Below are 24254 nucleotides of genomic sequence, written 5' to 3'. Positions count from 1 at the left end.
AGGGTGGGGATTAGTCATAGAGTGGCAAGGTGACATAGAATGTGCTCCCTTTGTCTTTTTGGCTTTCCAGCCAGAGCTGGCCTTCATGCCGCTCAATAATGGTGCGAGTAATATAGAGGCCGATACCGAGGCCTGGATAGGTTTGTTCCTCCGAATCAATGACGCGATAGAAGCGGTCAAAGATATTGTGGTGATGCTCTGGCGCAATGCCAATACCAAAATCCTGTACGGCAATGCGTGCCTTATTGTCCTGTCGATCCAGTCGTATAATGACTGTATCGGCATGGGGAGAATATTTCATGGCATTGGTCAGCAGATTGATAAGGACCTGCTCCAATCGATCCCTGTCGCCATAGATGCGGGCGTTTGTGCTGCCCTGTAACTGAATGTGATGTGTGCTGCTGATCTCCTGAACGTTCTGCACGGTTTCCTGAACCAGCGTGTCGAGGTCGAGCGGTTCTTTATGGAACGAGAGCTTGCCAATTTCGATTTTCGAGATGTCCAGCAGATCAGTAATGAGGGCTGTGAGCTTCTTGAGCTGCGAATCCATTCTGTTGAGGAACATCAGAGTCTGGCTATCGGCATTTTTGCCCAGACGACGCTGTAGGATTTGCGTGAAGCCCTTGAGGCTCGTCACCGGGGTCTTGAGCTCGTGACTTGCCATACTGATAAAGGCATTCTTACGCTCTTCAAGCTGCTTTTGCTCATCAATATCCGTTGTCGAGCCGATCCATGTAGTGATCTGGCCCGTGTCATCGCGTATGGGAATGGCTCGGCTGATATGCCAGCAGTAGACTCCATTGGCGCGCCGGAAGCGATGTTCGATTTCAAGCGGCTCTCCACTCTTGAGGGAATGGAGCCAGCTCTGAAGTGTCGCTTCCTTATCATCGGGATGCAGGCATTGCAGCCAGCTCCATCCCAGAAGTTCTTCAGCCGGGAGGCCAGTAAAGTCATACCACTGGGGGTTGACGTAATCAATGGAGCCGTCAGGCCTGGCAATAAAGACCTTTTGCGGCATCGACTCTGCAAGAAAGCGTAGACGCGCTTCCGCCTTACGGAGCGCCTTTTCAGCCTGCTTCCGTTCGGTGATATCACGTATATTGCACTGGATGAGCTCGTGCTCATCGACCTTATAGAGGTTGCACACGCACTCCAGATACTGAGGCGTGCCATCCGGATGGGGCAGGAAGAGCGAATCATAATGGAGAAAGCGCTTCTGTTGCAGTTCTTCCAGAAATGTTTCAGCTTTTGTGCTTTCACGAGAGAGGAGCACCTGCCGTATATCCTGTCCTATCAGCTCCTCCTGTGAGCGACCAAGCAGTTGGGCGATAGCCGGGTTGGCGTCGGTAATTGAGCCCGAACGCGGATGAAGAATCAGGATACCATCTTTTGAAGCCTCAAACAGGCGACGATAGCGCACCTCTGAGATGCGAAGCTTTTCTTCTGCTTGCTTGCGTTCGGCAATCTCGCCCCACAGGGAAAGCGCCTGTTGCTGCAAGTGCGTGATGGCGCGAAGTCGCTCGTCTGGACTCTGGAGCGAGGTATAGCTTTCCTCGGGGATTACCTGCGAGTGCTGATGGCAGATGGTTTCAAATGAAGGGCTATGCATATCTCCCTGAAAGCTGCGTATAGGATACGCACAGAAGAGCGAGAACGGGCAGATTGAGTGCTGTAAGTTGTTCCAGCAGTCTTCTAGCTGAATCGCAGTGGTCTGCTTGCCCTCCGCCCACAGGAGTGCGACCATCTCGCCATAGACGCGCACATGTGGTCGATTGATAGCAGTTTTTTCAATCAGGCCGCCAAAGATGCGGGAGAAGCGCTTTTCATCCAGCTTTTCCCCTTTGACAAACCAGGACAGCGCCTCGGTAGCCTCAGCGGTCACATACGTTCCCTCTTTGCTGGCGGCGTCAATATCCCATCCCTGCGTTTGCAGGAGTTCGTTCAGCTTGCGAAGATGCTCGGCGCTGGCAATCACAATACAGCCTTCATTGGCGGCGAGCCCGGCTGCCACATAGCCGCTCAATGAGTGCAGAAGAAAGTCATCATGCTCATAAAACTGAACAAAGTGATCTGTTGCTCCCATGTTATGCCAGCCAGTGGAGGGAGCAAGGCGCCCTTCCCGCACGGGACTCAGGGTATAGAGAAGGGCTTCGATTCCCGGCACCTCAAGCAGATTCGTCAAACTTCCCTCAAAGCGGCGCGTGGTATTGTCCTTACAACGAAGCACTACCTCGGCTTTCAGGGTTCTGCCAGGGGAAGGCTGTACCTCTTTCAGGATGATGCGGAGAATACGGGCTTCGTCCCGGGGAGCGAGAGAATCAAGTGCGCGTCCGAGCAGCTCTTCAGGAACATAGCCCATCAGTTGCGTGAGTGCCGGGCTGGCATACGTAATGTGGCCCTGGCGATTCAGCAACAGTATGATATTTTGACTCTCCTCGATATAGGTCTGTGAAGGGTGCTTTTTGAGTTTCCGTGCTTTTTGAGAAGATGATGAATTGCTTGAAGTTGTTGTCATGAATTTGAGTGTTCCTGACTTCCCATGTCGGTATTTCTACCAGGTTATCATTTCTGCTGAGAAAAGCAAAGTGAACCATAGCTCACCGAGCTTATCCATATCTGTAGTACGATTGACGGTGCTGCTCCGTTTCTTTCTGGTCCTGTTCGTGGCTGTGTGCAGGCGTGGGAATGGCGTGCCACACGGCAGGGGAGGAACAGGAGAGACACCAATATTTGGATCTGCCTCATTTCTTTTCGCGGCGTTTCTTGAGCTCGTTAAGCGCATTATCAATCAACTTGAACAGTTGATCATCACTCATTTTTGAGATATCTGTTTGCTGCTGTGATTGCGTATCGGCAGAGGTGGGCGGCTTTTCTCCCTCGTACGTCCCATGCAGAAACGCCTGTATCTCGTCTGGACTATGGAAGGCTCGGACGCTGCCATCCTCGGCGTTGACCAGCGTTTGTAGCGAGACGCCTGCATAGTTGGTGTTGGTGACAGAGACCATCCAGTACAGTTTGCTATCGCGAATCACCGGGCGTGGTTCCAGCGTCACCACGGAGCCCGTTTCGTCTTTTGTCCAGTTATAGAGCGGATAAGCAGCTCGTACATATTCCATTGCCTTGTTCGGGCCAAGCAGACTCGCTGTCTTCGGCACAGTGTAGACCTGCATTTTGCCACTGTGCGCGTTCCAGAGGAGCAGGGTGTTAATGCCGTGTGCCTGGCTGACCGGGCTGCAAGCAATCGCCCAGATGGGGCTGTCCGTGGCGGGAAGCAGATAGGGCATCTGATTTTCGTCATGCTCAAAGGAAACGGGCTCTACCTGATTCCTGTGGATGAAGAGCGCGTTCCAGATGCCGTCCCGATAACCCCAGGAGTTGCCAATCTCGCGGGCAAGCCCTTCAGGGAACAGGCGTTGCCCCTGGAAGCGGGGATCTTGCTGGATGCGTTCGGGGCTCAGATTCTCAATCGTGCCATCGGGATGAATCACATAGGTGCTTTCCCAAAAAGGAACCATAGCCGGAAACTGGAAGTGATAGCCGATGGAGGGGACCAGCGTCAGCACCTCGTTAGTGGAGGTGAGTATGTAATAGGGTGTGTCGATATCGCTGTTAAAGCGCCGTGAATAGGTTTGCCACTCGATGCTGCGGTTGAAGGCCATGCCCTCGCCAAAGGTCATCGGCGCATCAACGCTTTTCAGGCTGCCATCTGACTGTACGATCAGGATGCCCTGCGTTTGATAGCTTATTGATAAAGCCGTTGGGCACCCGTGCCGCGACCCACTCGATGTTCTCCCCGATCTGAATCGAGTGGAAGTCGCCCGGGGCTGTCTGGGAGTCCTGATAGCGGTTGCTGCCGAAGGTTTTGCTGACTTCTTTCGGCAGATAGCGTATTTGCGTGGTATTCGGGAGACTGGTGATCGTTTCAAACGATTGCTGTGCCAGGTACTTGTGATAGAACTGGTTGTTGAGAAAGAGAAAGAGAAAGAAGGCGAGCAACTCAACAACCCCCAGTGTCAGCAAGAAGCGCAAGCCCGGGGAATACCCGCGCGTGAACTTGAGAATCGCGGCAGGGATCAGAAACAGGCCCGCGATCCCGGCAGCGATCAGCCAGAAGCCGAAACCGCGAAAGAAAAGCGCCATCCAGATGGCGTGACCGAAGGGCGTGAGGCCCAGGAAATAGAGCGCTACAATGCCGACCAAGAGCAGGACGGTCGCAATGAGCAGGCGAATGACACGCATATGGAGATGATCCTTTCTTCTCTTCCTGGAAGACATCTATGTGGTTCTTTGTTCCTCGCTCTTTACGATTGATAGTGATCGATTCTGCTTTCTAAGGAGATAGACGTGAAGATGATGGCATTGTAAAGCCGAGGGAGGGCGGGAAAAACCGGAGAGGCAGGAGAAAGCGGTGTCTCTCCTTCCCTCTCCGTTGTGTGGCTACATCAAGCGTTCCCAGAGGGCGCGCGTGTGGGGTTCGGGATCGTCTATCACGGCACATGAGGTATTGAAGATCATAGTTGCACGGCGTTCGAGATCGTAGCGCGGCCAGTGAGGCAGGTCCTCGGCTTCAGGGGAGCCGGTATGTGCGAAGGCGATCCAGGCGGCCCGCATGCGCCTCCCCAGAGCATGGCTGTCGGATGTGTTGCCTGTCAAGGCGGCGGCCTTCTCAATGGTGTTCCAGACAAAAGGTATTTCCAGACCGTGACAGGCTCCCAGGCGACCGTATAGCACTGGAGATACCCAGTCAAAGCGATACATCCAGACCGGGGAGTGCTGTATCTGTCGCTCTGCCAGACGGATCGCGGGTATGCGGAAAATGCGATCCGTTTGCACGCTGGACCAGACCTCAGCCGGGGTCTCACCACGTTGATCTGCTGTATAGGCTGCTTGCACCGCTGGAGCCGCCGGGCCAAAGGCTTTTGCAAAGATCTCCTCATTGAAGGGAACTTTCATCGTCTGCATCGCTTCAAAGAGCTTCCATTCATCGCGGTTGGTGCCGATGAGGAGCGATACTTCCCGTGCGGAGCCCGAGGCAACGGCATCGATGGGTGCCTGTGGAAGCGTGACGCCATCAATTACGGGCTGGTAGCTCATTTGTGTTTTGCCCTCGGCGGAGCGCACCTGTGCCTGGATGATCTCTTCAAACGGGAGTTCCGCCAGAGCGTTCAGGTCAGGCTGCTCCTTGCCGAGCGCCTTCCAGAAGTCTCCTGCCTGCTGTTCTGCCTGCTCCTTTGTGGAAACAGCATGGGACGCGCCGCTCTGGAGTATGGCCTGATGGAAGAGCCCCCTTGCCGCGGGCATCGCGAGCAGGGTGCCAATGCTCATCGCGCCAGCCGACTCGCCAAACACGGTCACATTGTCGGGATCACCACCAAATGCTGCGATGTTCTCCTGAACCCAGCGCAGGGCTGCAATCTGATCCAAGAGACCCCGGTTGCACTGGGGCTGTCCCTCATTTTCCAGATAGAGGAAGCCAGGGGCACCAAGCCGATAGTTGATGGTGACAACCACCACATCGCCCTCAGTTGCCAGGCTCTCACCATCATAGAGTGGGGTCGAGCCTGAGCCGGAGACAAACGCGCCACCATGAATCCAGACCATGACCGGATGTTTCTGGCTGCGGTCCTGTGGAGCCCAGATGTTGAGTGTCAGGCAGTCCTCGCCGATAACAGGAGGCTTCCCCTGCTTGCCTGTAAAGATCTGACTGAGTCGCTGTTCCTGAAGGATTGGCTGGGGAGCAATCGGGCTGAACTCGGTTGCGTCACGGGTCCCCGTCCAGGGCTCAGGTGGCTGTGGTGGCTGAAAGCGAAGCGGTCCTGCAAGGGGTTGAGCGTAGGGAATGCCTTTCCAGACGATGCTTTTGCTCAGTTCGGTTCCGCGTATTTTGCCATAACGGGTTTCTACTGTCGTTTGCATAATCGATCCCTGTTTCATTCTCTCTGCTAGTTTGCTTCTTCTTCAATGTTCGCAATCTGGTAGACATCTTCCAGCGTTTGTTCACGTGCTTTGGCGATGCGATTCAGGCGTTTCTGGAACTGCTGATAGGCGAAGTTGCGAATCTCCTCTTGCTCGGGAGTCGGGGGTTGATCCGATCGGTTGTTGCGAGCGCGATCGTAGAGCTCGTGCATACGTGCCTCAACGACAGGCCAGAGCGATTTGTCCTGCGCAACGTGGCGGGAGATAAAGAAGACCCCATAAGCGATATGGCGGGACTCATCGCGCTTGATAAGCTGGATGCCCTCCATCAGGCCGGGCATGATCTTTTCCTGGCTGAGCATGCGTGAGAAGCTGTAGTAGCCTGTCTCGGCAAAGACACCCTCGATAATCATGTTGTAGATGATGGAGGCGCGTACCTGGTTGACCGGTGAGGGATCTGTCAGCAAGATGTGCATATCGTGCGTCAGGTCTTCGGTGAACAGGTTGCGTCCTCCAGTATCGCTGCTTGCCTTCTGTTCGACAAGCGCCCCTGGTTCCTCAAGCACTTCATCAAAGATGCGACGGAAGAATTCGGTGTGCTTGGCTTCTTCCCAGAGAAAGGTAGTCAGATACATCTCCTCTTCAAGTCGTCCCTCACGTGCGACCGTCATGAGCAGCGGGAGCAGGTCGAGCGTGACGGCCTCTTCACCGGCCTGAAAGCCAACGAGCAAGTTGCGCAGGGCCTCACGCTTCTTCTGAGGCATATTGAGCCAATCCTGACGGTCCTTCGTCAGATCAATGGCCCGCGGGTCCCAGGTGCCGAGCTTCTTTGCCTTGTGATAGAGCCGCATGGGCGGGATATCGTGGCGCAGGCTGCGTTGAAGGGTAGTGTAGGTGTGCCTGGGAATGGTCGTCATGGTGATGAACCTCCTTATTCGACGCTCTTGTTCTGCCTGAATTGTTGAAGATACATGCTCAGCATCACAATCAGGGGCTGTGCCTGTTCCACTAGAGGAACTGTCACATGATGTATCATGCGTGAAAAGAGCAACCCGTTGATTTGGCTCTGAAGGAGAAAGAGGAACGGTTCGTCCTGAATCTCTAGCAGTTGCATGAGGAGCTGCTGATAGCGTAGTCCGCCCTGTTGTAAGAGAAGGCCCGCATCTTCGCCGTAGAGGTCGCGATGCTGGTAGTAGTTGAGTGTGACCATCAACTGCTTGTTCAGAAAGCTTTCGTGCTGCTCAAGAAAGCGAAACAGCATCGTCAGGCGCTGTTCCGGTGGCATATCTTGCTGAACGAAGGACGTTATCATCTCCGTGGTCCGGGCGGTGACCTCTTCGACAAGCTGCTGAAACAGGGCCTCTTTCGTCGGGAAGTAGTGATAGAGTGTGCCCGTCGAAACCTGAAGCGCTTCGGCGATCTGGCGCATCGTCAGGGCACTATACCCCGATTGGGCAAACAGGTCGAGACAGCGAGAGAGGAGCTGTTTGCGATAGCTGACGTGATCAACAACTTTCGGCATTTCTGGTACTCACTTTTTATATCAAACGTTTGTTATAAAAAAGATACACTCATCGATATCAGAAGTCAAGCTGAACAATTGAAAATGAAGATTCAGCGCGGCCTTATGCTCTGTGACGCGATACCAGCGCGACGATCTCCTGCGCAAACGTTGTATCCAGCGGGGCGGGATAGAGCAGGAAGCGATACCATTTCGCGCCAAAGATCATGTCCGCGAGCACCTCTATATTGGTCTCGGCTGTGAGCTCTCCCCGGGCCTGAGCACGTTGCAGCAACTCAACCAGCGATGCCCTGCGTGGCACGATAAAGACACGCTGAAAGGTTGCGGCGAATGCAGGGTCAAGCAGCGCCTCGGCGACGATGCCCCGGAGCAGCATCCCCGATTCTCCGCGCAAACTCTCAAATGAGCGTTCAAAGTAGCTTAAGAGATCGCTCTGTAACGAGCCAGTATCGAGAAAGGGGACATGTGTATTGCTGTGGGTGGTGAGCGCTTCAAGGGCAACCTCGGCCTTTGAGGACCACCAGCGGTAGATAGTCTTTTTCCCGACTCCCGCTTCCGCCGCGATAGCCTCGATGGTGGTTGCTCGATATCCCTGCTGTTTCAGCACGTCAATAGTGGCCTGCAAGATGGCCTGATGTGATGCCTCACTGCGTGGACGGCCCGGAGTCTGCTGCTTTTGTTGGACCATGATTCCTCCCTTGACAGAAACGATCCGTGGTGTATAGTATGAAACAATAATGATACAAAGCGTATCGTTATTATAGCAAAGCCGAAATGAAGAGACCAGTTTGACAGGTTCCCATAGGAAAAGAAGACGGTGGAACCATTGAAACAACAAACGGTGTTGGTGACAGACCCGGGTAAGGCAACCACGCTCGGCAGGGAGCAAGCGTTCTGTTGCGGGATGTGATCGGCAGAAGCTGGAAGCAACACGTAAAGAAATAGAGTAGCCAACCGGAAATAGAGGGCTCACGACCTATAGGCGGATTTCGCCTTGCTTGCAGAGGTACGTTGTCGGGCACAGCAGCTTCTTATTGATCTGTCTCGCCGGGTGCATTCGCAGGCCTCTCGTGGCACGGCGTCGGCTGAGTGAGTGCCTGGCCTGAAAGCGAGAAAGAGAAGAGAGAGGGCAGATACCCTTTTCTCTTCTCTTTGCTCACATAAAGGCTTCGGTGGTGGAGAAATGGTGGTTTGTGGGGTTCTCTGTTCTTACTGTATCGTGTGCCTGAAATGGTATATATCAATGAGTGATTGAGCTTTCGTCTTCACGCACTTGAAGGATCAGCTTTCCGCGTGTATGTCCTCGGGAGGCCTGTGCAAACGCGGCCGGCGCTTCCTCAAGCGGGAAGACCTGCTCAATGATCGGTTGAATGTGGCCCTCATCAATACGCTTACCAAGCTGTATCAGCTCTTCCCGGCTTGGACGGACGACGAAAAAGGCGCTGTGGACACCATGTTCGTTGGCTTTCTCCTCGGAGATTGGAGCGAAGACCGAAATAAGTCTGCCCCCTTTTTTCAGCACGCTCCATGAGCGGTCTACTGTTGCACCACCAACCGTGTCAAGGACCAGATCAACAGCCTGCACCTGTTCCTCGAAGCGAGTAGTTCGATAATCGATGACCTCGTCAGCGCCAAGTTCACGCAAGAAGGCATGGTTTTTCGCGCTGGCTGTCGCAATGACATGAGCCCCCGCCCAATGTGCCAGTTGGACGGCAATGCTTCCCACGCCTCCCGCCGCACCATGAATCAGAATCGTCTGTCCTGCCTCTAGCTTGCCATGCTGGAAGAGAGCCTGCCAGGCTGTCAGACCAACAAGGGGTATCGCGGCGGCCTGCACATGGGTCAGTGAGCGCGGCTTGGGAGCCAGTTCGCTTTCATGTGCGATAGTATATTCGGCGGCGGCTCCATCGCGATCGAACTCGGTCAACGCGTAGACGGCATCGCCTGCCTTGACGCCAGTTACTTCATCACCAACTGCGACTACAACGCCGGAAAGGTCATGGCCCGGAATGGGGTGGGTGCGCTCGGTTCCCGCTGTGGTTTTCCAGGTTTCAACCCATTGCGGTTCCTGCCACATCACAGAGGTCGCATAGACACGAACCAGCACCTCTTTCTTACCGGCAAGGGAAGGCTCTGGCGCCTCTTCATATCGAATTCCTGGTATATCTTTTCTTGTGAAACGAATTGCTCTCATTCCGCAATTCCCCTTTTCTTCTTTACATCAGTATCTATTTGCATTGGTTATAGTAAAAAACAGCCATATATTGAGCATTATTCCATAAAGGTAGACAGCGACCTCTACCATTCAGTATGCTAGCAGATATATGGATGTTTGAGCTTATTTTCTGTTTTGAAAGGAATCGCTATTCACTCTATGGAGAAAAAAAGAAGTGGTTGCCTGCGAGCTTTGCTTATAGGGTGCATTGTAATGCTGCTTTTCGTCGCATTCCTCTCTATCAATAATGGGCCATTGTTTGTAAAACAGCGAACGGGTAGGCCGTTTCTACTGGCTCATCGCGGTGTTGCCCAGACCTTTGATACGCATGGACTCCAAAATGATACCTGTACCGCCGAGCGCATTTATCCTCCGGAACACTCGTTTATCGAGAACACGATCCCCTCGATGCAAGAGGCGTTTCGTCTGGGCGCTGACATGGTCGAGTTTGACGTGCAGCCGACCAGAGATGGCAAGTTTGTGGTGTTCCACGACTGGACGCTTGATTGTCGCACCAATGGGAAGGGCGTGACGCGTGAACATACGCTGGCTGAATTAAAACAGCTCGATGTCGGCTATGGCTACACTGCCGATGGTGGGAAAACCTACCCGCTCCGCGGGAAGGGACTGCATATGATGCCCTCGCTTGATGAGGTGTTGCAGACATTCCCGGACAAGGCGTTCTTGATCCACGTCAAGAGCAATGATCCAGAAGAGGGCAGACAGCTTGCTCAGGTGCTCTCACGGCTTTCAGCGGCACAGCAATGCCTGCTGACCGTCTATGGTGGCGATCTGCCGGTTGCCTCTTTTCATGAACAGCTTCCTGGCATTCGTGTGATGTCAAAGGAGACCATGAAAAGCTGTCTGATCCCGTATCTGGTACTTGGTTGGAGCGGTTATGTCCCGCCGGCCTGCCAGAACACCGAGCTGCATATTCCCGAGGCTCTGGCTCACTGGTTCTGGGGTTGGCCCGGGCGTTTTCTTGAGCGTATGGAAAGCAATAACACCCGCGTGATTATTGTTGGTGGCGACGGTAGCGAGTTCTCTAGCGGCTTCGATACGCCAGATGATATGAAGCGGCTCCCATCCGACTATAACGGGTGGATCTGGACCAACCGCATCGACAAAATTGCCCCCCTCTCCAAAAAGGAGAACAGCGAATGGTACAGGCACTGCGCGTAGAGTACCTGTACCATTTCCTTGACCTCCAGAATGACACTGCATTATAATACAGGTATCTCTTATTTTACCTGTATTTTCCTGTTGCAAGGAAGAGGTGAGCCAATGACTGACGATGCCCATCTCATCGAGGAACGGCTACACAACAAATTGCAGTGCGTGTATAACTCCACTCCTGAAAAGCTCTCCCTTGAAAGTTGCCGCACCGCTTTTGAGGAGACAATACCCTTTGATTCCCGTACGTATCAGGTAACGGTGGAACCCTTCCAGCTTGGGACGCTCGCGGCTGAGTGGATCATCCCGGCTGATGCCATTGCAGTGCGTGTCTTGCTCTATTTCCATAGCGGGATCTATATCAATGGATCGCTGGAAACGGATCGTACTGCAATCAGCATGCTGGCGAACGCGTGCCGTACGAAGGTTCTTCAGATCGCGTATCGGCTTGCCCCTGAATGTATGTTTCCGGCTCCGGTAGAGGATGGGCTTACCGCCTACACGTGGCTGCTGCAACAGGGCTATACTGCTGAACAGATCGCGCTGGTAGGCGCGGCTGCCGGAGGTGGTATTCTGCTGGCGACGCTCCTGCGGGCACGAGATCAGGGGCTCCCGTTGCCGGTAGTGGCAGCCTGTATTTCTCCCTGGGTTGATCTGACGCTGGCGAATCCGCCGTCACAGGGGCAATCAGACGGGATTCTCAGTCGGGTACTGCTGGAATATGCGGCGAAGCTCTATGCCCACCCGGAAGATGCAGCGACGCCGCTGGCCTCACCGCTGTATGCAGATCTGCATGGTTTACCCCCGATCATTGTGGTTGTGGGCGAGCATGAGTTTCTCCTTGATGATGCGTTCCGGTTAAGAGATCGAATCCGGGCTGCCGGTGGACGAGCGCAGTGCGTGCCGTGGGGAAACATGTTTCACGGCTGGACGGCGTTCGCAGATATGGTGCCAGAAGGACGGCTGGCGCTCGAACAGATAGCCGCCTATGTTGAGAAATACTTTGCGCTGGTCGCTGGAACCTGGCCCGATGAGACGGAGACCTATCGACGAGTATAAGACGAGGGGCTGTATGGCGTTTGTACAGCCCCCTTGTGTGGCTGGTGTATCAGACCTGCGTGTCGGGTTCTTGTTGAAGCGAACGCTTGCGGCGTTTTCGGATCTGCCCTTGACAACCTGGTACGATGGCGAGTATATTACTACTATCCAGTCGATGTAATAAACTTTATTACATCGCATGCTGCGGAGAGGAGGGACATTCTTATGAGCGCCAATAGTCGCTTGACGCTGGCTATCCATACACTGACCTGGATTGCCAATAACGCAGATAATCATTATATCGCGACCTCGGAGCGAATTGCGCAAAGCGTGAATACCAATCCGGTGATCTTGCGGGGTCTGTTAGGCGAGATGGCAAAATATGGCCTGGTGCGGGTTCAGCGCGGGAACAATGCTGGCTGGACGCTTGCCCGCAAGCCGGAGGAGATCACGCTACTCGACGTGTATCGTGCATCGCGGCCCTCTCCTCTCTTTGCCATGCATCATACGCCGCCGAATCCAAAGTGCCGCATTGGTCATGGGATCGGACCGGTGCTGGAAGAAGTGTACAGAGATGTACAGAACTCGGTCGAGGAACAACTGACACAGATCACGATTGCCGATATCTTACAGCGCACCCTGAAATATACAGACGAACATCCGATTGCAGCGCAATCCGCCGCGACCTGAATGAGGGGCGCACGAACTCGCACCCTGCTTCTTTTTTTTGCTACCCATTGTAATAAAAATAGTGACAATGGGGTTGTGTGAGGATGTCGGCTCTTTTTTTTTACCGACTATTGTAACAAAAATAGTTACAATGAAACCTTGAAAGGAGACCTCCTTTTCATGTCTCACGTAGAAACGCTCTCAATAGAGCGGCGTCGTTCGATTGATCCGCGTATTTTCCTGCTGACGCTAGGCACGTTTGCCCTGGGGACAGACGCGTTTGTCGTCGCGGGTGTGCTCCCTGCCATTGCGCATGATGTGGGGATAACGGAGGGAGTTGCAGGCCAGCTCGTGACGGCTTTCTCCCTGACATATGGAATTGCAGCTCCCCTGACAGCAGCACTTACAAGTCGCTGGTCGCGCAATTATGTATTAGTTGGCTCACTTCTGCTTTTCTGTCTGGCAAATGTCCTGTCGGCGATCGCGCCATCATTTGTCATGCTTATGTTCAGCCGCATTCTGGCGGGTATCTTTGCCTGTACCTATGTGCCGCTGGCCTATGCTACCGCCGGCTCACTTGCCCCTGAAGGGAAGCGCGGTCAGGCGATTGCGCTGGTTGTGATCGGAATAACCATTGCCACAGCGCTTGGTTCCCCGTTTGGAACCTGGATCGGCGAACATTTTGGCTGGCGTCAATCGTTTTTCCTGGTGGTTGTGCTTTCGGGGCTGGCTTCTCTGGGGCTGATTATGGGAAGATTGCCCAAAGCAGCAGCAGCGCCTTCTGTGTCCTTGCGCACGCGTCTGGAGCCGATGTTGAAGCCTCGTCTGGTGCTGGCACTCGTGCCGATGTTCTTCTGTAATATTGGCGTCTACGCCGTCTATACCTACATCGCCCCGCTGTTGCACCTGAATCTGCCGGGAGTGGATGTGAGTGGGCTGCTGGTGTTATTCGGATTGGGGGCAATGTTTGGCACAATCGCCGCGGGAAGGCTCGTTGACCGTTTCCGGGTGAACCGGCTATTGATGCTCTTCCTGTCTGTCCTCATCGTGGTTGAGGTATTGTTGGCGCTGGCGACAGCCGGGAACCTCATGGTTGCGCTCCTGGCTCTGCTCATCTGGGGATTTCTGGTTTCAGTGGTCTTTGTGCCACAGCAGGAACGTCTCTTGCGGTTGGCTCCACAGCATGCGCAGATCATGCTCGCATTGAATAACTCGATGTATTATCTGGGCATAGCGACGGGCTCGGCGGTTGGTGGGCTGTCACTGCGTATAGTTGATGTCACACAGCTTGTCTGGATTGGTGGGGCAGGCGTTCTGATGGCGTTGCTGCTGCTGCTGCTCAGCATCAGGATTGAGCGGAAGACAGACATAGTAGAACAATGACATGCGTATGAACGCTCTTCATGTTGGCCTTTCTCATTTGTAGCGCTCCAAGGAGCGCTACAGGTGGGTTTGTACAGAAAGGACAGAACAGATGAACGCTTTCTATCATGAAGGAGAAATCGCGGTTCAGCAGCGTGCAGGCGTCTATGACAGGGCGCAGCGAATGGGCCAGGGTATCTGGTCGACCATGCCGCCGGCGCTGCAACTGTTTCTGCTCGGGCTACCGATGGTGGTGCTCGGGGCAACGGATCCACGGGGGAAGGTGTGGGCTTCGGTGCTGTTTGGCGCTCCGGGATTTCTGCAACCACTCTCGGAACATATTCTTGATATGGCCGCTTTTCCTGATTCGGCGGACCCGCTTTATGAGCGCTTCGCCCGGGGAAGCGTATTCGGTATTGGCTTACTGGCAATTGATCTGTCAACCCGGCGGCGCATACGTATCAATGGAGTGGCGCAAGGTGTGGAGCGTCGTCATGTGCTGATGGAGACACAGCAGGTATACGGCAACTGCCGGAAGCATATTCAGGTGCGAGAACTGGAACAGGTCTATGATGCGAGCAAGCAAGAGGTCTATCGCTCTTCATCGCTGAGCGCTGCACAGGAGCGCTGGATCACCTCAACGGATACCTTCTTTATCGCGACAGCGCATCCAGAGCGGGGCGCGGATGCATCCCATCGCGGCGGGAACCCGGGGTTTGTGCATGTGCCCGATGCCTCAACGCTGATCTTCCCTGATTATGCCGGGAATATGATGTTCCAGACGCTTGGTAACATCACAATCAACTCCGCCACCGGCCTGCTGTTGATTGATTTTGAGCGGGGGCACATGCTCCAGTTGACCGGAAAGGCTCACATCATCTGGGATGAACGGCATGTCGCGGCTTTTCCCGGAGCTGAACGGTTGGTCGTCTTCTCTCTTGAAGAGGTTATTGAGAAACGAAATGCCTTTCCATACCGCGCCTATGATGTCAGCTATTCACCCTTTAATCCGCTGTTAGACGAGCGTTGACGTGTGGTTCGTTTTCTGAGCGGAAGTGTGTTATACAACCGGCTGTGAGCATCTAATTGCAGCCACTCTTCGGGTGGAAAGGAAAGATATGCCTCGTCAGGCAAACTATCATCCCTGCTGGCAGCCAAAGATGCAGGCATATCGCTTTCAGGAAAAAGCAACCGTCGCTCTGTGGGCGCTGCTGCCCGAGACCGAGGCCTGGTATATCTGGCTCGATGAGGGACAGCCGATGGCCTCTTTGCTGACGCGAATTGGCCCCTGGACGGCAGCCTCGGCGGGATATATCCAGCGCTTGCAGGCGGCAGTACATCTGCACGCGGAGAAAGAAGTGCTCCCGCTTGTTGAGCCGCTGAGCGAGCGGGAGCGTGAAGTGCTGGCACTGCTGACAACGGGAGCCTCAAATCAACAGATAGCCGAGTATCTGGTAATCAGCCCGCATACGGTCAAGCAGCACGTCAAGCATATTCTGGGCAAGCTGGCGGTGACGAACCGGATGCAGGCAGTTGTCAGAGCTCGGGAGCTTCACCTGATTTCCTGATTCAGAGAGGCTGGACATAAATGTTCTCTTCTCCCACAATGGCGGCAAGCCGCTGCCGCAGCTCGTCGGTAAAGTGAAAGGTGTTATCGGGAGGCGTAAGGCGTACGCTCCATTCCGTGCTGATAACCTGAATCTCGTAGCAATCGTAGCCCTTCTCGGCGTTGTGCAGGCAGGTGTGCAGGTCCTGTACCTGTGACAGCGTGTTGGAAAGTGCCACGCTATCGCTTTCAGGGCAGGAGTGGAGCGTGAACCAGACCAGCGAGCGTTGACGATTCATCTCTGTTTCGACGGCCTGTACAGGCTCGATGGTGGCACACTGAATCACAACCTCGTCGCGCTGTTCTCGATAGCAGGCCTCGCCAGAAAGCATGACAATGCGTCCCTCCTCAATCTGCTCCTGGAGCTCGTTCAGGGCACGCGGGAAGACGATAACCCCGATACTTCCTTCGGCATCCTCAAGCTGGAAACCGCACATCGCCTCGCCTCTGCGCGTCTGAAAGTGCCGAACGGAGGTGATGAGTCCACCCAGAACAACCGACGTGCGAGGGAGCGCAGAACCCTCTTCGAGCAGCTCCGCTGTTGAGTGGGTCACACGCCCGCGAAACAGATGCGCGAGAAACGACAGCGGATGGGGTGAAAGGTAACAGCCGAGGAGCTCTTTCTCCCAATCCAGCAGTTGCTTGCGAGGAATTTCGGCAACATCAACGGATAGGGTGAACTCAAGCGATATGTCGGCTGTTTCCATCTCACCGAACAGGCTGATCAGGCCGCGCTCTTTTGCGGAGCGTTCGCGTTTGCCGAAGTGCATCGCCCGTTCAACGGAGGCAAGGAGCACATAGCGAGCAGCCAGCGAATCCATTGCGCCCACTTTGATCAGCGCCTCGATTACCCCTTTACCGACATCGACGCGTGTACAGAAGTCGGCAAGCGAACGAAAGGGGCCTCCCTCTGCTCGCGCCTGGAGAATGGCTTGAATAGGGCTCTCACCGATTCCCTTGATTGCCAGCAGACCAAAACGGATCGCGCCGTTCTCGATAGAGAAACCGCGCTCGCTGGCATTCACGTCGGGCCCCAGGACTCTGACTCCCAGCTTGTCCGCTTCAGCAATGAACAGGCTGATCTTCTTCGTGTTTCCGGCATTCGTGGTCAGTGCAGCGGCCATATATTCGGCCGGGTAGTTGGCTTTGAGATACGCTGTGTAGTAGGCAACCACTCCATAGCTTGCTGCATGTGCCTTGTTGAAGCCATAGCCTCCGAATGGCAGGATCAAATCAAAGAGCTTTGCGGCGGCGTCGGCCTTCATCCCATTCTGTACGCAGCCCTGAATGAAGTCTTCTTTGTAGCCCTCGATTTCTTCCTTCTTTTTCTTGCTCAGCGCTTTGCGGAACATGTTGACCTTGCCCCAGGGAAAGCCTGCCAGATTATTGACGATCTGCAACACCTGATCCTGATAGACGATAACCCCGTAGGATTCTTCCAGCCATTCTTGCAGGCGTGGATCAAGGTACTCAACTTTCTTCTGACCATGTTTGCAGGCGATAAAGTCGGGGATACTATCCATCGGGCCGGGGCGATAGAGCGCGACCATTGCCATGATATCCTCGATGCAGGTTGGCTTGAGCTGCTTGAGGTACTCGCGCATCTTTGCGCTTTCAAGCTGAAAGACTGCGATAGCGTCTCCCCGAGAGAGCATCTGAAAGGCGTTCTCACGCATCTTGCTGAGCAGTGGGTTCGGCGTGGGATCGACCGGAATCTGTTCGAGCAACAGTTCTTCACCGCGTGTCCTGGAGAGGAAGGTGAGCGCTTCACGCAGAATTGAGAGGTTCGCAAGACTGAGGAAGTCGTACTTAATCAGGCCGAGATGTGCTTCGAGCCACTTATGCTCATAGCCACAGACCAGCGGGGATGAGGGATCTTTTGGATCTTTGCGGGCAAGCGGCACGATCTCTTGCAGCGGACGCTCAGAGAGGATGACCCCGGCGGCATGCACGCCTGTGGAGCGAGGATAGCCCTCGATCTCTTGGGCCAGCGTCATCAACTCGCGTGCTTCTGTATTCTGCTCATAGAGCGCCTGAAGCTCCGGTACCTCTGCCAGAGCTGCCTGAAGCGATCCTTTCCCTCCTGGAATCAGGCGAGAGAGGCGTTCACCAAGATCCGGCTTACCAAGTGCTCTGGCCGTATCCTTGATAGATTGTTTGGCCCCAAGCGTGTTGAATGTAATCATCTGGGCGGTATGCTGCAAGCCGTAGCGCTGTATCGTGTAGGCGATGACCTCATCACGTCGGTCGTCGGGGTAATCCATGTCGATGTCAGGCATGTCGTTGCGTTCGGGGTTCATAAAGCGCTCGAACAGCAGCTTGTAGCGCAGGGGATCAACGTTGGTGATTCCCAGACAGTACGCGATCAAACTGCCCGCCGCCGAGCCTCGGGCCAGGCAGGTGATCCCGCGCGAGCGGGCAAAGGTTGTGATATCCTGCTGAATCAAGAAGTATGAGGCGAAGCCCTTCTGCCGAATAATCGCGAACTCATAGTCGAGCTGTTCCTGCACGCGGGTGCTGATCTCGCCGAAGCGCCATCGGGCTCCTTCCAGACAGAGGTGATAAAGGTAGTCATCAGCGGAGGCAAAGCCGGGCGGAATGTCAAAGGCGGGCAGCCCGGTTTTATCGACCGTTGGATCAACCTGACAGCGCTCCGCCAGTACAACAGTATTTGTCAGTGCTTCCGGCAGCTCGGGAAGTAGTTGCGCCATTTCCTGCGGCGACTTGAGAAAATAGTGTTCGGAGTCGAAGCGGAAGCGCGCGGGGTCGTCGTAGCGGTTATTCATCTGGATGCAGAGAAACAGGTCATGGGTGCTTGCCTGCTCTCTGGACACATAGTGGAGGTCGTTGGTCAGAATCGGAGGGACGCCCGTCTCGCGATAGAGCGCGTATAGCCCTTCGTTACAGCGGTCTTGCAGAGAGCCTTTGCCGTAATGCTGCTGAAACTCAAGGTAGAAGCGGTCGCCGAAGAGATCCAGATACCAGCGAAGAGCTCGTCGTGCGCCTTCCATATCCTGCCGCCTGGCGATCAGTTCTGGAATTTCGCCGCTCAGGCAGGACGAGGTCGCGATTAGCCCGTCGGCGTGCTGCATGAGCATCTGCTTGTCGATGCGTGGCTTGCCATAATAGAGACCTTCTGTGAAACCAAGCGTCGTGAGCTGAAGCAGGTTCCGATAGCCTTGCTGTGTGGCGGCAAGTAGAAGCAGGTGCCAGTAGGCGTTGTTTTTCTTCGGCTTATGGTGGATATCGTCGACAAGGTAGGCTTCCATGCCTATGACGGGGTGTATGCCTGCATTACGGCATTCGAGGTACAATTCAAGTGCTCCATACATCACGCCGTGATCGGTGATCGCGAGGTGCTGCATGCCAAGCGCTTTCGTCTGGCGAACAAGCGAGGGGATATGAGATAAGCCATCAAGCAGGGAGTAGCCAGTATGAACATGTAAATGCGCGAACTGCATCTTCAACCTCCTCCTCATTTGCAGCCAGTATAGCAGAGATGGGCGCGGAGCGTTCCTTTCTGTGGGCTAGTTTCAGGGATGCTCTGAAGAACAGTGAGGCCACTTTGTGCGGGAAAAGTGTGCCCGCCAATGGTCCCAGATTCCCCACTTCCCAGGGAGAAAAAGGAAATGTCGAATATATGATGCATATGGAGCTTAAAATGACTTTTTAATTAGATAAATGCGTTTGTCCGGTCACTGGATGGATGATACATATTTTCGGGTGATTGGAAAGACAAAGTGCATGCATGGTAGGTGCTGCACTTGTAGGAAGAAGGTCAGTGGTTTCCTGTCTCACTCGAAGTGGTGTTAGAAAGCCCCGGTTTGAGTCAGAGGATGAATGCGCTCCCTGAGCCAGAGAAGGCGAACATGCCTGACAGGAGATTTCATCTGTGCCCTGTACCTTTAATAAGGAGACTTCGTGTAACGATTTTTAATAATTGCTAAATAGTCGTATTCATAGTAATATGATGAATGAAAGTATTCCATACTTTACTGACCGCAACAGGAAAGAGCAATGAAAGAAGTAGTAATGCCAGTTGCCTTTTCTTTCAGGCAAAAAAAGAACCCCTCCTGCGCTGATCTGAACTGTGACCAGGAAGCGCACTTTATTTGCAGCTCTTGCCAGCGTTCCTTCTGTCAGGAACATATGGCTGTAGTGGATGAAGAACCTCTTTGTCGCGACTGTGACCTTGAAATGACAATCGAGCATGCTTCAAGTTACGGCTGGTGACATCGAGCATATGTGCTCATCTTACAGGGAAATAGCTATGTCGTACTGCTTCATGTATATGATCCAGTACTTAATAGTGCTTTCTCTCACGATTGTTTGTCCGCTTTTCTTTGCGATGTACAAGTAAATATGTATTTCGCTATATATGCCCTGACCAGAAACTCTTTTCATGAAGAGGAAATTGGCAGGAGAATAGGAGTGCTTGATGTATTATGTGCATGGCCCATAAGCATACTGAATGAACTGCTGTTACATGTCCCTGTCCTTACTAAAAGCGCTACACTCAGGATAGAGCCTTTTTATATTATCCTGATATGGAAGGGAGCGTAACGATAGAAAAGCCTGTTTGGGTAAGCATTTAGCTTTGTGTGGTGTATATCTATAAGTCACGATAGAGAAGGTTATGCATCAAGGGAGGGAGCAGGTCTATGTCATCTCTTATGCTTGTCTGTTCTGTGTGTGGCGCTGCAAACGGGCTGAGTATGCTCCGCTGCGCACCTTGTGGAGAGTCTCTTGTTACAGATATGCCTGTGGAACCGCTTTACAAGCCAGAGCGATTGAAAAAGCTACAACGTAGAGTCATGCTGAAATATGCCGTGGGTGGGGTGACTGTGCTCTCTGTTCTGGGAGGAGCCGGTTATCTGATCTATGAACGAGGGGTGAAGTCATTTTCAACTCTCCATACTATCGCGAATCCCCGATATGTTACCTAAACGGAAAAGAGCAGCCTTTTTCTGGTAGATAAGCTCTGTAGGCTGACTTGTGGGCCCTATCGGCCTCTGGAGGCTGGAGAGGTAGACGAAGCCGGCCCGCAATATGTGTAACATGGAAGTGATAAATGTCCTCTGGAAGAAGCTTGTGTCTGGACTCCGCGTGAACAGACTGACAGGCGTGCGGTGGATGAAGCGGTTGCGTTCTATGCGGCGCTTGGCAAGAAGCCGCGTGTGCTGCGAAAAGAGATTCCCGGCTTCGTTGCCAATCGACTGCAAGCGGCGCTGTTTCGGGAGTGCGTCTATCTGGTGAGTGAAGGTGTGGTAACGCTCGATGAGCTGGACGATATCGTGACGAACTCGATTGGCCTGCGTTGGGCGACGGGGGGTCCATTCCTCTCGTTCCATCTGGGGGGAGGCCCTGGCGGGCTGCCTGCCTTTATCAAGCATCTTGGCCCCGGTCTCGAAAAGCGCTGGGAGTCGCAGAGCGAAGAGATGGTGCATCTGGACGATGAGTTTGTCAGACTGGTAACAGATCAGGTTGAGAACTCGTTTGGGGCAGTGCCCTATGAAGCGCTTGAGACTGAACGGGATCAGAAAGAAATCGCGATTGTGCGATCACTGGCTGCGCTTGCAGCATCAAAGGGGACCGGCGAAAAGAGCAACGAATAACGCGTCGTCCCGACTTCGCTGGGTAGCATAGAGATGCCAGTGTGACTTGTGAGCAGAAGAGTGATCTGTTACACTGAAAACGAGAACGAACATCTATGTTTTGAAGAAAGTTAGTGAATCGCTTATGGCTCCGAGAGTTCCCCGGCAGGCAAGAAGTCGGGCAAAATTTCATCAGATCCTTGAAGCTGCTCTGGAATTGTTTCGAGAACATGGCTATACAGAAACCACGGTAGACGCGATTGTCCAGCGCAGCGGGGTGAGCGTTGGCGTCTTCTACAGCTACTTTGCCTCAAAGCAACAGGTATTGCTTGCCCTGTTTGAGCAGGAACGAGACACGCAAGAGAACACGATCTTTTCGCTACCCAAAGAGAAACTGACCGTCGAGAAAACGGAGGCACTGATCTGGAAGACGCTTCATCAGAGAAGTGGCTTACAGCGGGTGCGTCAGGAACTCCGCCTCATCAATCCTGAGTTTGATCAAAATGAGCGTGAGCTTGTCCAGCGCCGCTATGAACGACTCAAGAGAGATCTTGAGGTATCACAGAAGGCTGGCCTTATTCGGCAGGATATTCGGTGCGAAACGTGTGCCTGGGTACTGATGTCGATTATTGCCCACCTGGTTGATGCTCTGGTCGAGCGCAGTGAGGAAGAATGTAAAGAAGATGTGCATGCCGCGTCTCTTTTGATCTGCCATATGTTGCATGAGGATGAGGATGTCCACTGAAAAGAGAAAGAAGAGGGAGCGATGGAATACCAGTATAGCATCTATGAGAAAAAAGGGCATATAGCCTATGTGACCATCAATCGTCCCGAGGTGATGAATGCGCTGCATCCTGAGGCGAATGCAGAACTTGCCGCTGTATTTCAGGATTTTCAGCAGGATGAAAATGCCTGGGTTGCCATCATCACCGGAGCCGGGGAGAAAGCGTTTTGTGCCGGAAATGATCTCAAGGCAACCGCAGCCGCGACCTCCCGAGGTGAGCAGCCAGTTGGCAAAAACGCCCCATTTGGAGGCATCACCAGCGGGTTTACCTGCTATAAGCCGATTATCGCCGCGGTCAATGGGGTGGCGTTAGGAGGTGGTTTCGAGATCGCGTTGGCCTCAGATATTATTATCGCGGCGGAGCATGCCCGCTTCGCGTTGCCCGAGCCCCGGGTAGGCTTTATTGCCGGAGCCGGTGGGATGCATCGTCTGGCCGCACAGATCCCGCTGAAGCAGGCTATGAGCATGCTTTTGACTGGTAGACAGATTACTGCTCAGGAAGCCTATCGGTTTGGTCTGGTAAATGAGGTCGTGCCCGGCCCAGAGCTGATGGCAAAGGCCGAGCAGTGGGCGAATACCATTCTGGAATGCTCGCCGCTCAGTATCCAGCTCACGAAAGAAGGGGTGCTCTCTGGCCTCAACAAGCCGATTGAAGAGGCAATGCAGGATGATCGTGTCCTCCTGAAGCGCCTGTTTGCATCTCAGGATTTTGTGGAGGGACCCAAAGCATTTACTGAGAAGCGTAAGCCGCGCTGGACCGGCCACTAGATCGTGTACCATCTTTTTTCCACCGAATCCCGATGAATTGAGTGGGATGGAAATGACTCCATCCCGCTTTTTCTTTTTTGGACAGGCTCTTGAGCGATAGATAGTATAGTGTCCCTTTATTTCCCCTTTTGGATGAAGTGGAACCTTCTCATAGTCGTTATAGCAGAGGTCATAACGTATGAGGGATTGGAGCCATAATACAGCTAGAAGCAGAAAGGAAGATTTCTATGGATCAGCGACCTGATTCCTATGGCCCTGAAGTTGCCTCTGCGTTTGAGGAAGCAAGCGTTGTGCAGGCGTACCGCTATCGTCCCTCGTATCCTGATGAGGTGTTTGACTGGCTGGATGGTTTGATTGTGGATCAGCCCCGTCATGTGCTGGATGTTGGCTGTGGAACCGGCTTTCTGGCGCGTTCACTGGTTGAGCGAGTGGACCGCCTTGACGCGCTCGATCGTTCAGAGGCGATGATTGAGGAAGGGCGCGGGCTCCCGGGTGGACAACATCCGCGTTTGCGCTGGCTTATCGGAGATGCTGAACATGCAGCGCTTCAGCCCCCCTATGCGCTGATTGTCGTGGGTGATTGTCTGCATTGGTTTGAGTGGTCTGTGGTGATGCCACGCTTTGCGTCGCTGCTGACCCTACGCGGTTTCCTTGCCTCGCTGACGGTCGGTCATCTGCCGCCTCCCTGGCAGGATGTGTTGAGGCAGCTTATTTCCCGATTTTCAACGAATAAAAGCTACAGAGAGATCAACATCTATGCTCTGTGAGAAGAATATGGCCTGTTTCAGCAGGCAGGCGTTTATCGGACGACTCCCATTCCCTGTATGCAATCGATTGAGGACTATATTGAGTCCTTTCATGGGCGTGCCTCGTTCTCGCGTGAAAGGATGACGCAGGAGGATGCAGAGGCTTTTGATGCGGAGTTATGCGCGCTGGTTGAGCCGTATAGCCGCGATGGGCAACTGCAATTTGCGGTTCAGGCTGAGATCGTCTGGGGCAAACCGCTCAAGGGGAGATGACCCTTTTCTGAAGAACAGGGAGATGCAGGGGATAGGTCGCCCCTGCACTCGATTACGGGACTTCCCTCCATGTTGTCAAGAGTCCTATTTGTCCTCTGGCGGAAAGGCAATGACGCGTTCTGGCTTGACGACGATAACCACGCGCTCCTCTGCTGGTCCTCTCTCTTCTGGTGTGCTTGCCCGTCCGAGATATTTTTGTGAAGCTGCATCGATAAACTGGAAGTCAGGATCACCATCCATACGGACGACTCTTCCTCTGATCTCCAGCGCACGGTACGGGTTGGCGGGATCGGTGAGTGCAATCGAGACGCGGGGATCACGCAGAAGATTGCGGTACTTCTGCCGTTTCTTCTGGAATGCGAAAAGAAGGTGCGTTCCATCCCACAGAAGCCAGACAGCGCTGACCTGAGGGTCGCCCTTTGGGCCCAGGGTTGCCATATAGGCCAGAGCGGGTGCTTGCAAGATGTCGAGATGAGATGCTGGAATGTGTGACATGCTGTTCGAGTATTCCTTTCGTTCTCTTTTGAGAGAGAGTATACACCCATTGCAGGATGAACACAAATCATATCTCACATAAGCTTATGCATG

23 protein-coding genes are annotated in these 24254 nt (G+C 53.7%); 13 read left to right on the top strand and 10 right to left on the bottom strand.

Features of this window, described 5'->3' with window-relative positions; genetic code table 11:
* Positions 1 to 10: 10 nt before the first annotated feature.
* From EI42_RS05805 to EI42_RS05770, 8 genes are all read right to left on the bottom strand, one after another.
* Entirely contained in the window at positions 11 to 2515 is a 2505-nt protein-coding gene (locus EI42_RS05805; protein ID WP_111319801.1) for a PAS domain S-box protein, read from the bottom strand.
* A 226-nt stretch (positions 2516 to 2741) separates the two neighbouring features.
* On the bottom strand, positions 2742 to 3677 hold the full coding sequence (locus EI42_RS05800) for a hypothetical protein (RefSeq protein ID WP_111319799.1): 936 nt from the start codon (positions 3675 to 3677) through the stop codon (positions 2742 to 2744).
* Positions 3678 to 3684: 7 nt separating this feature from the next.
* Entirely contained in the window at positions 3685 to 4239 is a 555-nt protein-coding gene (locus EI42_RS05795; protein ID WP_111319797.1) for a hypothetical protein, read from the bottom strand.
* A 198-nt stretch (positions 4240 to 4437) separates the two neighbouring features.
* Positions 4438 to 5916, bottom strand: a complete 1479-nt coding sequence (locus EI42_RS05790; RefSeq protein ID WP_211326043.1) for a carboxylesterase/lipase family protein — start codon at positions 5914 to 5916, stop codon at positions 4438 to 4440.
* A 26-nt stretch (positions 5917 to 5942) separates the two neighbouring features.
* The gene (locus EI42_RS05785) at positions 5943 to 6833 is read right to left on the bottom strand and encodes a R2-like ligand-binding oxidase (RefSeq protein WP_111319795.1); all 891 of its coding nucleotides are present in this window, start codon (positions 6831 to 6833) and stop codon (positions 5943 to 5945) included.
* Between the two features lie 14 nt (positions 6834 to 6847).
* A complete protein-coding gene (locus EI42_RS05780) occupies positions 6848 to 7438 on the bottom strand; it encodes a TetR/AcrR family transcriptional regulator (protein WP_111319793.1) in 591 nt (196 codons plus the stop codon).
* Between the two features lie 103 nt (positions 7439 to 7541).
* The gene (locus tag EI42_RS05775; protein ID WP_111319791.1) at positions 7542 to 8126 is read right to left on the bottom strand and encodes a TetR/AcrR family transcriptional regulator; all 585 of its coding nucleotides are present in this window, start codon (positions 8124 to 8126) and stop codon (positions 7542 to 7544) included.
* Positions 8127 to 8678: 552 nt separating this feature from the next.
* Entirely contained in the window at positions 8679 to 9632 is a 954-nt protein-coding gene (locus tag EI42_RS05770; RefSeq protein WP_111319789.1) for an NADP-dependent oxidoreductase, read from the bottom strand.
* Between the two features lie 234 nt (positions 9633 to 9866).
* On the opposite strand from EI42_RS05770, the gene EI42_RS05765 reads away from it, so the two are divergent.
* The 7 genes from EI42_RS05765 (at position 9867) to EI42_RS05740 (ending at position 15463) form a co-directional block, all read left to right on the top strand.
* Complete coding sequence (locus EI42_RS05765; protein WP_211326042.1) at positions 9867 to 10835, top strand: glycerophosphodiester phosphodiesterase family protein; 969 nt, start codon at positions 9867 to 9869, stop codon at positions 10833 to 10835.
* A 102-nt stretch (positions 10836 to 10937) separates the two neighbouring features.
* A complete protein-coding gene (locus tag EI42_RS05760) occupies positions 10938 to 11885 on the top strand; it encodes an alpha/beta hydrolase fold domain-containing protein (protein ID WP_170142392.1) in 948 nt (315 codons plus the stop codon).
* Positions 11886 to 11898: 13 nt separating this feature from the next.
* Positions 11899 to 12045, top strand: a complete 147-nt coding sequence (locus tag EI42_RS32350) for a hypothetical protein (RefSeq protein ID WP_170142391.1) — start codon at positions 11899 to 11901, stop codon at positions 12043 to 12045.
* 44 nt (positions 12046 to 12089) lie between these two features.
* On the top strand, positions 12090 to 12554 hold the full coding sequence (locus EI42_RS05755) for an Rrf2 family transcriptional regulator (RefSeq protein WP_111319783.1): 465 nt from the start codon (positions 12090 to 12092) through the stop codon (positions 12552 to 12554).
* A gap of 159 nt (positions 12555 to 12713) precedes the next feature.
* Entirely contained in the window at positions 12714 to 13916 is a 1203-nt protein-coding gene (locus EI42_RS05750; protein WP_111319781.1) for an MFS transporter, read from the top strand.
* Between the two features lie 91 nt (positions 13917 to 14007).
* Positions 14008 to 14925: a pyridoxamine 5'-phosphate oxidase family protein gene (locus tag EI42_RS05745; protein ID WP_111319779.1), complete on the top strand. Its 918-nt coding sequence runs from the start codon at positions 14008 to 14010 to the stop codon at positions 14923 to 14925.
* 88 nt (positions 14926 to 15013) lie between these two features.
* Positions 15014 to 15463 carry a response regulator transcription factor gene (locus EI42_RS05740; protein ID WP_111319777.1) on the top strand — a complete coding sequence of 150 codons (450 nt, stop codon included), beginning with the start codon at positions 15014 to 15016 and terminating at the stop codon, positions 15461 to 15463.
* 1 nt (position 15464) lies between these two features.
* On the opposite strand, the gene dnaE is transcribed toward EI42_RS05740, so the two are convergent.
* On the bottom strand, positions 15465 to 18962 hold the full coding sequence (dnaE, locus tag EI42_RS05735) for a DNA polymerase III subunit alpha (protein ID WP_246046273.1): 3498 nt from the start codon (positions 18960 to 18962) through the stop codon (positions 15465 to 15467).
* Positions 18963 to 20315: 1353 nt separating this feature from the next.
* Here dnaE and EI42_RS34270 point away from each other — a divergent pair.
* From EI42_RS34270 to EI42_RS05700, 6 genes are all read left to right on the top strand, one after another.
* Positions 20316 to 20447 (top strand): hypothetical protein, encoded by a 132-nt coding sequence (locus tag EI42_RS34270; protein ID WP_282957310.1) that lies wholly within the window; start codon positions 20316 to 20318, stop codon positions 20445 to 20447.
* A gap of 183 nt (positions 20448 to 20630) precedes the next feature.
* Complete coding sequence (locus EI42_RS05720; protein ID WP_211326041.1) at positions 20631 to 21116, top strand: 3-hydroxyacyl-CoA dehydrogenase family protein; 486 nt, start codon at positions 20631 to 20633, stop codon at positions 21114 to 21116.
* A 124-nt stretch (positions 21117 to 21240) separates the two neighbouring features.
* Positions 21241 to 21840 carry a TetR/AcrR family transcriptional regulator gene (locus EI42_RS05715; protein ID WP_111319767.1) on the top strand — a complete coding sequence of 200 codons (600 nt, stop codon included), beginning with the start codon at positions 21241 to 21243 and terminating at the stop codon, positions 21838 to 21840.
* A 21-nt stretch (positions 21841 to 21861) separates the two neighbouring features.
* Positions 21862 to 22647 carry an enoyl-CoA hydratase-related protein gene (locus EI42_RS05710; RefSeq protein ID WP_111319765.1) on the top strand — a complete coding sequence of 262 codons (786 nt, stop codon included), beginning with the start codon at positions 21862 to 21864 and terminating at the stop codon, positions 22645 to 22647.
* Between the two features lie 227 nt (positions 22648 to 22874).
* Entirely contained in the window at positions 22875 to 23414 is a 540-nt protein-coding gene (locus EI42_RS05705) for a class I SAM-dependent methyltransferase (protein ID WP_111319763.1), read from the top strand.
* A 57-nt stretch (positions 23415 to 23471) separates the two neighbouring features.
* Positions 23472 to 23666 (top strand): hypothetical protein, encoded by a 195-nt coding sequence (locus EI42_RS05700; protein ID WP_111319761.1) that lies wholly within the window; start codon positions 23472 to 23474, stop codon positions 23664 to 23666.
* 84 nt (positions 23667 to 23750) lie between these two features.
* Here the strand turns inward: EI42_RS05700 and EI42_RS05695 are convergent, their stop codons facing one another.
* Positions 23751 to 24161: a PPOX class F420-dependent oxidoreductase gene (locus EI42_RS05695; protein ID WP_111319759.1), complete on the bottom strand. Its 411-nt coding sequence runs from the start codon at positions 24159 to 24161 to the stop codon at positions 23751 to 23753.
* Positions 24162 to 24254: the final 93 nt, after the last annotated feature.

Source organism: Thermosporothrix hazakensis, from assembly GCF_003253565.1.
In the GTDB taxonomy this organism is placed as follows: Bacteria; Chloroflexota; Ktedonobacteria; order Ktedonobacterales; family Ktedonobacteraceae; genus Thermosporothrix; species Thermosporothrix hazakensis.
The sequence above is the reverse complement of the archived record's forward strand: the minus strand, read 5'-3'. Positions and strand labels throughout refer to the sequence as shown.